Annotated in this window: 11 protein-coding genes; 1 reads left to right on the forward strand and 10 read right to left on the reverse strand. The window is 38.7% G+C overall.

Annotation, left to right across the window (positions count from 1 at the left end):
- The 10 genes from Q8907_06955 to Q8907_07000 all read right to left on the reverse strand — a co-directional run.
- Positions 1-212, reverse strand: a 212-nt coding sequence (locus tag Q8907_06955) for a tRNA (adenosine(37)-N6)-threonylcarbamoyltransferase complex ATPase subunit type 1 TsaE (protein MDP4274000.1), incomplete at its 3' end; no start/stop codon positions are given.
- A gap of 20 nt (positions 213-232) precedes the next feature.
- Positions 233-1,789, reverse strand: coding sequence for a PglZ domain-containing protein (locus Q8907_06960; protein MDP4274001.1), 1,557 nt, complete (start codon positions 1,787-1,789; stop codon positions 233-235).
- A complete protein-coding gene (locus Q8907_06965) occupies positions 1,786-4,371 on the reverse strand; it encodes a tetratricopeptide repeat protein (protein ID MDP4274002.1) in 2,586 nt (861 codons plus the stop codon). Before Q8907_06965 ends, Q8907_06960 begins: the two co-directional genes overlap by 4 nt.
- 201 nt (positions 4,372-4,572) lie before the next feature.
- Complete coding sequence (locus tag Q8907_06970) at positions 4,573-4,821, reverse strand: NifU family protein (protein ID MDP4274003.1); 249 nt, start codon at positions 4,819-4,821, stop codon at positions 4,573-4,575.
- 39 nt (positions 4,822-4,860) lie between these two features.
- Positions 4,861-5,949, reverse strand: coding sequence for an Mrp/NBP35 family ATP-binding protein (locus tag Q8907_06975; GenBank protein ID MDP4274004.1), 1,089 nt, complete (start codon positions 5,947-5,949; stop codon positions 4,861-4,863).
- A gap of 238 nt (positions 5,950-6,187) precedes the next feature.
- The gene (locus Q8907_06980; GenBank protein ID MDP4274005.1) at positions 6,188-6,544 is read right to left on the reverse strand and encodes an MGMT family protein; all 357 of its coding nucleotides are present in this window, start codon (positions 6,542-6,544) and stop codon (positions 6,188-6,190) included.
- Positions 6,522-7,226 carry a tRNA (guanosine(46)-N7)-methyltransferase TrmB gene (gene trmB, locus Q8907_06985; GenBank protein ID MDP4274006.1) on the reverse strand — a complete coding sequence of 235 codons (705 nt, stop codon included), beginning with the start codon at positions 7,224-7,226 and terminating at the stop codon, positions 6,522-6,524. The genes Q8907_06980 and trmB overlap by 23 nt, the downstream gene beginning before the upstream one ends.
- A 66-nt stretch (positions 7,227-7,292) precedes the next feature.
- Complete coding sequence (locus Q8907_06990) at positions 7,293-7,766, reverse strand: gliding motility lipoprotein GldH (GenBank protein ID MDP4274007.1); 474 nt, start codon at positions 7,764-7,766, stop codon at positions 7,293-7,295.
- A 45-nt stretch (positions 7,767-7,811) separates the two neighbouring features.
- Positions 7,812-8,948 (reverse strand): regulatory iron-sulfur-containing complex subunit RicT, encoded by a 1,137-nt coding sequence (gene ricT / locus Q8907_06995; protein ID MDP4274008.1) that lies wholly within the window; start codon positions 8,946-8,948, stop codon positions 7,812-7,814.
- 52 nt (positions 8,949-9,000) lie between these two features.
- On the reverse strand, positions 9,001-10,113 hold the full coding sequence (locus tag Q8907_07000) for a DNA polymerase III subunit delta' (GenBank protein MDP4274009.1): 1,113 nt from the start codon (positions 10,111-10,113) through the stop codon (positions 9,001-9,003).
- A 287-nt stretch (positions 10,114-10,400) separates the two neighbouring features.
- Between Q8907_07000 and Q8907_07005 the strand changes: the two genes are divergently transcribed.
- Positions 10,401-11,546 carry a metallophosphoesterase gene (locus Q8907_07005; GenBank protein ID MDP4274010.1) on the forward strand — a complete coding sequence of 382 codons (1,146 nt, stop codon included), beginning with the start codon at positions 10,401-10,403 and terminating at the stop codon, positions 11,544-11,546.
- Positions 11,547-11,770: the final 224 nt, after the last annotated feature.

Genomic DNA, 11,770 nt, shown 5'->3' on the forward strand with positions numbered 1-11,770 from the left:
CTTTGAGTGTGATATTCATTAACCAAGGCAAAAGTTGGACTGGTAACCTCATCCACAGATTGTAATTCTTTACAAATAGCTTTAATGACCGTTGTTTTTCCAACGCCCATTGCACCATAGAAGGCAACTATTTTGCGGGTACTGCAATATTTCAATATTTCCCTTGCGACTTTGGGTAAATCATTTAAGGTATTGAGTTCTATATTTTCCATTTAAAAAAAATTTGCAAAAACTATTTCCCAGTTTTCAATGTAATCAAAGGAACAATCATTTCTTCCATCGAAACCCCTCCATGTTGAAAGGTATTTTTGTAATAATTCACATAGTAATTGTAATTATTCGGGTAAACCAGAAAGTCATTACGGTTTGCAAAGATATATGTTGAAGTCAGATTATCTTTGGGTAAATGTACTAAAGTTGGATCTTTAATTTCCAACACTTCCTTGCTGTTATAGTTTAAATTCTTTCCCTGCTTAAACCTGAGATTGGTGGTAGTCCGCTTATCTCCTACCACTTTAACCGGATTATTGACGCGGATAGTACCATGATCGGTAGTAAGAATAATATGAAGGTTAGTATGTGAAATTCCTTTCATAAATTCGAACAAGGGGGAATGCTGAAACCAGGAAAGGGTAATCGAGCGGTAAGCAGCTTCATCGCTGGCCAGTTCTTTGATCATTTCCATCTCCGTCCGTGCATGCGATAGCATATCTACAAAATTGTACACAATCACGGACAAATCATTATTCATCATCTGGGCCAAATTATCCACCAATTTTTTGCCAGCCTTTAAATTCAGTATTTTCTCAAACTGCATCTTGCATTTTTCGCCATTACGGTTAATTTGTTTGCGCAACAGTTCTTCCTCATACAGGTTTTTCCCCTCATCATCATCTTCTTCAGTCCACAATTCAGGGAAAAGCTGGGATATTTCCAAAGGCATCAGCCCGGAAAAAATAGCGTTCCTGGCATACTGTGTAGAAGTTGGCAGGATAGCATAATAAAGGTCTTCCTTCTCAATCGTGAAATATTCATTAATGACAGGAGCAATGGTCTTCCACTGGTCGAAACGGAAATTATCTATCAAGATAAAAACAACCTTTTCGCCATTTTCCAATAAAGGGAAAACAGTACTTTTAAATATATTGGGAGAGATTAAGGGTTTAGGCTGATCGTTTTGCGAAAACCAGGAAGTATATTTCGACTTTACAAATTTTACAAAGGCATTATTTGCTTCATCTTTTTGCAGCTTTAATACTTCATGCAGCCCTGAATCAGGTGATTTTGCAATTTCAACCTCCCAATAAACCAGTTTTTTGTATATGTCTATCCAATCCTGATAATCTGCTGCCATACTGATGGCCATCCCGATTTTGCCGAATTCGGTCTGATAATCAGTGGTTGTTTTTTCAGAAACCAGCCTTTTCTGTTCGATATTTTTTTTAATAGACAAAAGAATCTGATTGGGATTTACCGGTTTTATCAGGTAATCAGAGATTTTCGAGCCTATCGCAGCGTTCATGATATCCTCCTCTTCGCTCTTTGTAATCATAATCACAGGAAGATTGGGCGCTACGCTTTTAATTTTGTCCAAAGTTTCCAAACCGCTGAGACCCGGCATCATCTCATCCAGAAAGATCAGGTCAAAATTTTTCTCTTTCACCAGGTCAACTGCATCATATCCGTTGTTTGTCGTAACCACTTCATATCCCTTCTCTTCAAGAAACAGAATATGCGGCTTTAGCAAATCGATCTCATCGTCTACCCAAAGTATCAGAGTCTTTCTCATCGTTTATAGTTCTTTTTGAAAAATATAATGTATTTACCTGCCGATTTATCATGAATCAGCGTGTTATAATTTGTCTCGGAAATCACGAAAGCCTGTGAAAACATCTGGTTTACATCCTTGTAAAGGTTAGTATTCTGAGAAAGCTGATCGAAATATTGTAAACATTTCTCTCCATCATCAAAACTTTTTACCGTTATCAGGATACTATTTCTATCCAGGTTATCCGTGCTCACCGTATAATTCTCGTTACTAAATTTATCCAGGTTAAAATTAATCAGATTGAATGTCAGCTGATTAGAATTAGCGTCTCTGTTAATCACTATACCCAAATAATGTTTTTCCTTCAGATTAAATTTATAAATTTCCTCTGCCACTTTTTTATCCTCTTCTTCCTTAATCACAGGGAACTGGTTGTCCAGATAATACAAGGTTTTTTCAGCGCTGGTCCTTACAGAAGAATCTTTAGCCGAAGAAGCCAAACTGTTTAATGAAGCCCGGAATGTTTTCATATCGCTAGTTTTCTGAAGAGACAGGGCTTTCAGGAACCTGAATTTATCAATAAGGGGATGATCCTTAAATCTGGCTTCTGCCTGCTCAGCATGGGCAATTACCCCGGGATATTGTTCTTTTTGATACAAATCGTAGGTTTCCTGATAAAATTTATCCACTTCGTTTTCCTTAGCCTCAATTTCTTTTAAATAATTTGGATTGGTAATCAGGTGGGCATATTTACTATCGCCAAATTGAGTAATGATCAAGTTTTTATAGAGATCAGCCTTTGCAGGGTTATTGGCCGATTTATATAAACTATAAAGTTTATAATAGGTCGGAAGAGCCAGGTCACTTTTGGGGAAACGCCTGACCAGGTCTTCATAAGCCTTTGCAGCCTGTCCGGTGTCATCTAGCTCATCCCTGTAAATATCGCCCACAGCATATAAAGCATACAGAATTTTGTTATTTGAAAGGGCCATCATCGAATCTGTGAGGGGAATATTCTGAAGATAAAAGTCCCTGCTGGTATTACTTAAAACTTTCTTTTTGGCCGCCTTCATTACAGCATTTTGTGTCACAGCTTTATCCAACGTTTCTTCGTTGCCTTCTTCAGGTGAAATGGAGGCAATGCTTTTATTTTTTCTTCTCCAGTTATCTTCAAGTTTACGCTTGCCCCAACGGTTTTGGAACTCCGACATGCCCAAACCCAGGGCCGTAGGGCTGTAAAAATACCATTTACCCGCCAAGGATTTGGTGGTTTGCGAATTGTTTATGTTTTGCATATCTTCATACATTGCCTGCCGCCGTGTATTTTCCTCATCCTGCTTTTTCTGCTCATCGACCCTTACTTTATTAATTTCCCTGTCAATCAATGCGAGGCGTTCGGATTCGCTCATTTTGGCCACTTTCTGCAGGCTGTCTTCCAATTGCACGGTATGTACATCAGTAGCAAGGCGGGTAAGGCATTTGGCACGGGTTACAATTTTATTATAATCAGGATAAGCAGTATTTAAGAACATTACAGCGCTGTCATAATAAGCTGCAGCAGGTAAATAATTAAGCCTGCCATAATAAATATCAGCCAGGGAAAGACAGGAAACAGCTTTCTGGTTGTTGTTTGAAACGCTGATGGTTACTGATTTTTTATAATTTGCAATTGCATCATCCAGCTTATTCTCTTTAAAGTCGATGTTAGCCAATGCATAATAAACCTGATCCTGGAACTCTCTATTTTTCTCGTCTTTCAACATTTTTTTCAGTTGAGACCTTACTTCCCTGCTATCCGTTTTCCCATTTTCGAAATTCACAGCCCGGTTTATTTTTGCGTTGAAAGTCATCTCATAAGGAGGATTCATCTTGATGACTTTTCCAAAATACGCGAAAGCCTTTTCCGGATCGCCGGTAATTTGATACAACTGAGCCAAAATGTAAGTATACCTGATCTTTTTTTGTTTACGGTAAGTCTTTTTCAAAGCCTTTTGCAAATAAGGAATAGCATTGGCATATTGTTTCTGTTTCAGGTATAAATCGGCAAGCGAACTATTCAACTCAGCATTAAGGCTTTTAGGAAGCGATGAAATACCAGTCAGGTTTAACAATGCCTTCTCTGACTCGCGATAGTCACCTGTTTCATTGCAAGTACGGGCCAGCCAGATTTCCGCCTCAAAATGGCTCTTTTTTTCAGGAAAATTTTTTGAGACAAAAGAAAAGGTTTCATAAGCCGCCGGGAACTCGCGCTTATAGAAATGAGCTTCCCCAATATACAGGTAACAATCATCAATAAACCAATTGTATTCTTTTTTATTCAGAAATTCTTTTTGCCTTTGTGTGAGAATTTTCTGTTTATATTGAGGTTTGGCTTTAATGGAATGCAAAGTAATGGCTTTTGAGGATTTTGCCGTAGTCCTGTCCATATCCGAAGTAATGGTACCTGCTGTCTTCTCGTCAGGATATACAAAAACGGGTAAAATTCTTGAAAAATCATCAATGTTTGACTGTTCAATTTTTTTAACCCCTTTTTTATAACTTTCGCTACCGTTAAAAAGCACATTATATTTGGTATTAATACTATGGTATGCCCGCGTTGCCATATTATTTTTTTTAACCGAACAAGCGGTTAAAAGAAAAAACAGAACACAAAGAGAAGATAAAAAATATGTAATTCTTCCTGTCAAAATTTAAACCAACTATAGATTAACACCGTTAAATATACAAACTAAAATTAAACGGACATATTTTATCAAAGATAAAAAAAGGGCATCCATGCCCTTTTCTTTATCCTAAAAATGCCGTTAATCCACTGCTATTACTTCTTTAACCTCAGGAATTTCCTTTTTTATAGCCTGTTCAACACTGGCTTTAAATGTCTGAAGATTAAAAGGGCAACCTCCGCAAGCACCAATAAATTTCACTTTGACAATCAGGTCGTCAGTTACTTCTTTTACCTGAATATCTCCGCCATCGGACTGCAAATAAGGCCTAATACTCTCAAGTGCAACATTTACTTTATCCTCGATCAGGCTTTTTTTTGATTCGTTCATGAATTACTTTTTAATAGAGTGGTAAAAAGTTTAAATAATCTAACTTTTCGTGGTTTCCTCCACTGATTTTCTCAATTTTACCTGTTCAATCAGATTTTTTGCAAGTTCAATAAATGCTTTGCCATCCATTGAATTTCCATCAAGTACAGAAGGAATACCCAGGTCTCCTCCTTCGCAAATACCCTGGACAATAGGAATTTGCCCCAACAAAGGCACGTTCATACTTCTTGCCAGTTCCTTACAACCCTCCTTGCCGAAAATAAAATACTTATTACCGGGCAATTCTTTAGGAGTGAACCACGACATATTTTCGACCAGGCCCAAAACCGGGACGTTGATCTTTTCGTTTGTAAACATGTTTAAACCCTTAATTGCATCAGCCAGTGCCACTTTCTGGGGGGTGCTTACAATCACAGCCCCCGTAACCTGGATTTCCTGTACAAGGGTAATATGTATATCACTTGTGCCGGGAGGTGTATCAATAAACAGATAATCCAGATCGCCCCAATCGCCCTGTTCAATAAGCTGTTTCAGTGCGCCCGAAGCCATCGGGCCTCTCCAGATGACCGGTTGTTTTTCATCCACAAAGAAACCAATGGATAAAACTTTCACTCCGTAATGTTCGACAGGGACAATCATATCCTTGCCATCGACATTTTTTACCATAGGCTGGTCAAACTCAACATTGAGCATTTTAGGAATTGAAGGCCCAAAAATATCGGCATCTATCAATCCCACTTTTGCCCCTGTTGCGGCCACTGCCACAGCCAAATTGGCTGCAACGGTCGATTTACCCACTCCCCCTTTACCTGAAGCAATGATGATTATGTTCTTTACCCCCGTTAAAACTTTCTTCCCTTCTGCTGCAACTTTATTATCCGGTTGGGCAATATCGATTTCAACAGAAATATCTTTGCCAAATTGCCCTGCTAAAGCCTGAATACAGGCCTTTTTTATTGACGACAACAAAGGGTCACCCACTTTGGAAGGGTATAAAGTGAAACTGATTTCTTTTTCACCGATGGCCAATCCCTTAACCAGGTCAAGGGAAATAATGTCCTTCCCTTTTTCCGGATGCCTTATTTGCTGTAATACTTTAATTACTTCTTCCTGACTAATTGATATCATAGATTTATATAATGAATTAGAATTGCAAACCTAAAAGATTTGCTTATAAATTTGATTAAAACGGGGAAATATCTTCAAACCCTGACAAATATACTCAGTAAAAACACAATATGTAAACAGTTAAATACAGGAATTGTTGAAAAGCGAATGATTTACTTTTCATGCCCACCGGATAAAAGTAAAGTCAGGAGGGCAGCACCGGCCAATATCATCATGAATGATCAGGGTCTGATTTTTCTTAAACCTCAGTCAATTCAACTGAAGGATCCCAAAACAGCCGTTCAAAATTCACGATCTGGTCGTTTACCACATGGATGCCTTCACTCTCCAGAAGTTGTTCCATTACCCGGCTGCCTTCAAAATGATGTTTACCGCTTAAAAAGCCTTTCCGGTTAACAACCCGGTGTGCAGGGATAAATGCATCAAGATGATGAGAATTATTTAAAGCCCAGCCCACCATCCGGGACGACTGGGCCGAACCCAGAAACCTGGCTATTGCCCCGTAGGAAGTTACCCTTCCCACAGGTATCTGCCGGGTAACCTCGTATACCTGTTCAAAAAAGCCGGAATTATTATTTTTCAGAGGGTTCTTCAAAATTCATTGTCCTGTTCAACTTAAACTTAAGATATTTGATGCTCAAGCCGGCTTCAAGAAACTGTTGTTCATAAAAGGTTTTGATGTCTGACTCTTCGGTTTCCCTGAAGACAGAATTATACAAATCGTCTGTATGAACAAGTACCTCCAGCTTATTGAGTTGTGCAACGTCCAAGGTATAATGGTACAGAAAATCATTATCCGTTTTCAGGTGAATCAAACCCTCATCAGATAAAAATTGCTTGTATGACGCAAGGAACCGCGAAGAAGTAAGCCGTTTGTTCGCCCTGCCTTTCCTCAATTGGGGGTCCGGAAATGTGATCCAGATTTCGCTGACCTCATTTTCTGCAAAAAAAGAATTGATAAATTCAATTCTTGTCCGGAGAAATGCCACATTCGTAAGATTACCTTCCAGGGCCTGTTTAGCTCCCCGCCACATCCGGGCACCTTTAATATCTATCCCGATAAAATTCTTTAAAGGATATTTTTTCCCAAGTCCTACTGTATATTCACCTTTTCCACAGCCCAGTTCAAGGACTATGGGATGGTCATTTTTAAAATATTGCTCGTTCCACTTGCCCTTGAGCTTATAATCTGTTCTAAAACACTCTTCAAAAGCCGGTTCTAAAACATTGCCGAAGGTTTTCATCTGCGCAAACCTTGCCAATTTATGCTTTGCCACAAAAATTAATTTAGTTCAGTTTGTATTTTATTGACAATAAATATTCTATCAGGGCGGGAATCGTCCTTACTTCATCTTCTCAACCCTGAGCCCGATATCCGTAATATCCTTAAGATTATCGGTACGCATTCCCTGGACAAACTCAAAGGTATAAGTCCCGGGGCGCGGAAAACGGACATTCTTTTTGTAAGGTACCCGCAGGAATTTAATATCCCCAAGGCCTTTACCCAACCATTTTCCATGGTTATCTGCAAGTTTTATCTCTACCGTATCCTTTATACTTTCTCCCGAAGGAGCAATGGTTTTGATAAAGATAAAAAGATTGTTGAAAGAATATTTGCCCGAATTTCTTATGTTGATGTACAGGTTATTTGAAGTAAGGGTATCGGAAATAGAGACCTTAAATTTAGCCTTATAAAACCGGCTCCACGAACTATTAGGAATCTGGATATTCTGTTCATATACCTGACCGGAATCGCACGAAATAAAAGCTATAGATAAAAATGCCAGAATTAATATTTTCTTTAAAAAATTAACCATTTTGTAAGTTCTTGTATCTGAATGAAATTGAGTTTTTATGATTGTTTATCTTCTTCTTCTCCTTTTTTTGCCTTCATTTTTCCGCTTCTCTTCAAAACGGGTCAGACTATCCTGCCCCACGACATTATTGAAATCCAAAGGCTTAGCAGGCTGAACCTGAGTTTCGGCAACCAGTTCATTAACTTTTTTGCCTTCCTTATTGAGCTTCATAATTTCCCTGACCCGTTCAACAGGAATAGGAATTAAATCAGTGTTTGATTCTTTATTATTGTTGTAAGAATACCACATGATTTTCTTGAAAATATCGTTTTTCTGATGATAAACAGGCCCCTTGGTGGTTTCGAGCGGCACCTCTGAATCAGGAAAATTTTCTCTGGCATCGAGGTAAGACTTCAGTTCATAATTCAGGCAGCACTTAAGTTTGCTGCACTGTCCGGCCAACTTCTGCGGATTCAGGGATATTTCCTGGTAACGGGCCGCATTGGTAGTAACAGAGATGAAATTAGACATCCAGGTTGTGCAACACAATTCCCGGCCGCATGTTCCCAAACCACCTATTCTGCCTGCTTCCTGGCGGGCACCAATCTGGCGCATCTCTATCCTGACCTTAAATGTTTCGGCAAAAATTTTAATCAATTCACGGAAATCGACACGATCTTCGGCATAATAATAAAATATAGCCTTGGTCTTATCGCCCTGATATTCCACATCCCCGATTTTCATGTCCAGGTTAAGGTCAGAGGCAATTTTCCTGGCTTTTAACATGGTCGGGAATTCAAGCCGCATGGCTTCTTTCCATTTTTCTATATCAACATCTTTGGCTTTGCGGTAAATTTTCTTTAGCTCTTCTTCATCCAGCTTATAATCCAGTTTTTTGATCTGATACTTTACCAATTCCCCGGTCAGGGAAACAATCCCAATGTCATGCCCGGGAGAAGCCTCAACCGCAACAATATCCCCTTTTCTGAGCCTCAGGTTGTTGACATTCTTATAAAAAGCTTTACGGGTATTTTTAAAACGAACTTCCACCACGTCATAATCAGAGGCCTGGGGGATATCTCCGAACCAGTCGCAGACATCCAGTTTATTGCAGCCACCTTTCGTACAGTTGTTGCAGGAGGATTCCTCACTTTCTTCCGGCAAATGAAAGTTACCCCTTGAATAAAATATATTATCGTCCATAATTAATATGCTTACCTGTTAATTAGAAAGTAATTTACAAAAATAATGATTTTTACTTTCTAATTAATTGAATTAATTTTAGTGACATATCGAAAAATACGATTTTCGCATTTCCGTTCCATTCAATATCGGCAGAAGCTTTATTAAATTCCAGGGCTATCTGCTCCACATTTTTGAAATTGATAAATTTATGAAAATTCATGGAAAAATCTCTTTCCTTGGCTGTAAGGTGAATCAACTGTTCATTATTTAGATTAAGCAGAAAATTTTCCCTGACCATCCTCAATGAATTTAAGAAAAAACGTTTCTGCCTTTCACGTCCGATCTTTGAAATTTCATCCACCCAGTCGTTTATTCCAAAAACATCGCGTTTCCAGCAAAGCCGCATAATCTTCACAAACATTTCGAAATTGTATGCACTTTCTTCACCTTCATTGATCAAATTAAGAGCCCGGATATAATTGCCATTTGCCAGTTGCACGATATTTCCGGTTGCTTCTTCCGAAAGCTGAAAGCGGGCTCCCAGAGCCTTGGCCAGACTGTGATTATCAATCCCGGGAACTTTGATGATCTGGGTCCGCGATAAAATGGTGGGCAAAATATCTCCTGTGCTTTCGGATACCAGCAGAAACAAAGTTTTGGCCGGAGGTTCTTCAAGCATTTTAAGTAATTTATTGGCTGTCTGAACATTCATTTTTTCAGGCATCCACATAATCATGACTTTGTACTCCGACTCATAGGATTTCATGTTAAGTTTACGGATTATCTCATCGCTTTCGCGAACAGGGATCAGTCCCTGTTTATTGTCCATCCCTATTGCCTCATACCATTGATTCAAACTCATATATGGATTATCGAGCAGGGTGGTCCTCCATTGTGCGATGAAATTATCGCTTACCGACGTGGTACTATTGACAGGGAAAACAAAATGGAGGTCGGGATGAATCAGCTTCTGATACTTCCGGCAACTTGGGCATAAACCGCAGGAATCATCATCTTTTTTATCGGCACAACTTATAAACTGAGCATAAGCAACCGCCAATGCAAGGTTCCCGGAACCTTCAGGCCCCAAAAGCAGTTGGGCATGGCTTATCCTGTTCTCCTTCACCGACTGTACCAATCGCTGTTTGACATCTTGCTGGCCAATAATATCTTTAAATAACATCTAAAAATATATTAATAAAAAATCAATCTGCCTGAACTCCGTTGCTTTTTAATCCTCATGAGAATAATTTATCAACCTGATATTACCTCAAAATAATTCAGGGTTACCCATGCAAAAGTAAATTTAATTTCAATAAGAAAATTCAGAAATATAAACGCTTAAAAAATTAAGTCCTATTTTACTTAGTTTTAAAAGATTAAAAATATTTAAACTAAATCTAAGCAGACATAAAATTAAGAAGTAAGTTTGCTGTAGATTTCTTTGATGTTGTACTAAAGTATTTGCGTATGCACAGGCTACTTTTTGGAATAGTTGCCATTGGTTTGGTTTTAAGTATTTATTTCGGCTTCTGTTATTATATCTTTTTAAGGGGATGGCAGGCCCTGCCAAAAATATCCCTTCTGCGCAGCTTATACATAGCCATTTTCCTTTTACTTGTTTTGTCATTCTTTGCCGGAATGATTTTTGAACACCAGCTGCCTTTTAAAGTTTCAGGCGATTTACAGGTAATCGGAGTTTCCTGGATGATTTCCATGGTTTATATTTTTATTTTCCTGATATTCTTTGATTTGCTCCGTCTGGCAAATCATTTTTGGGGAATATTCCCGGCAATCATTACAGCCCATTACCTGAAAGTTAAAATTATGGCTTTCATCATTGTCCTTGCCTCTATAATTATTGCGTTCTTCATAGGTTACCTGCGCTTCTCAAATCCACAGACAACAGTACTTCAACTTTCAATTCCCAAGCATGCCGGAGAGCTAAAAGAACTGAAAATTGCCGTCGCCAGCGATTTACATCTGGGTGATGTGGTGCGAAAAGAAAGGTTGAAAAAATTTGTAGGGAAAATTGAGGGACTTCATCCCGACATGATTTTACTGGCAGGCGATGTGATAGACCGGAATATAAAACCGGTGGTCCAGCAGAACATGAGTGAAGAGTTAAGGAAACTTAAAGCGCCACTTGGTGTCTATGCAATTACAGGCAATCACGAACATTACGGAAATGTTGAAAAAAGTTGTGCTTACTTGCAACAATCAGGGATCACAGTCCTTCGCGATACAGCAATAAAAATTAAAAACAGCCTATACTTAATCGGCCGCGATGACCTCTCCAACAAACACAGGCAAAGCCTGCACCATCTAACAGAAAATCTGGATCCTGCTTTGCCTTTGATTCTGTTGGACCATCAACCGCGGAACCTTAAAGAAGCCATCAGCAATCATATAGATCTTCAACTTTCGGGCCATACCCATGACGGGCAAGTCTGGCCGTTCAATCTGATTATTCATTCCATTTATGAAGACGGATATGGATACCTGAGAAAAGACAACACACAATTTTATGTTACTTCAGGACTTGGCTTATGGGGTGCCCCTTTCAGGATTGGAACGAAATCCGAGGTGGTTTTAATCAAACTCAGGTTCAAATAAAAAATATGAGATTTCTTAAAACTCTTATCAAAAACTGTCTGCCTACGGCCTGGGTATATTTTTTAAAATTCATGAAAGACCATGAATATAAAGCCTTTTATGAATTTCTTCGTGAGAAAGAGTTGTCCCTTTCAATGCTTCAGAGAATCTGTTTATTAAAAAAATTTTATCTGATTAGCTATAACTTAGAAAGTCCTCACCGGCAGAAAGAAATTTTAGCTTTC

Source organism: Bacteroidota bacterium (genome assembly GCA_030706565.1).
Lineage (GTDB): Bacteria > Bacteroidota > Bacteroidia > Bacteroidales > JAUZOH01 > JAUZOH01.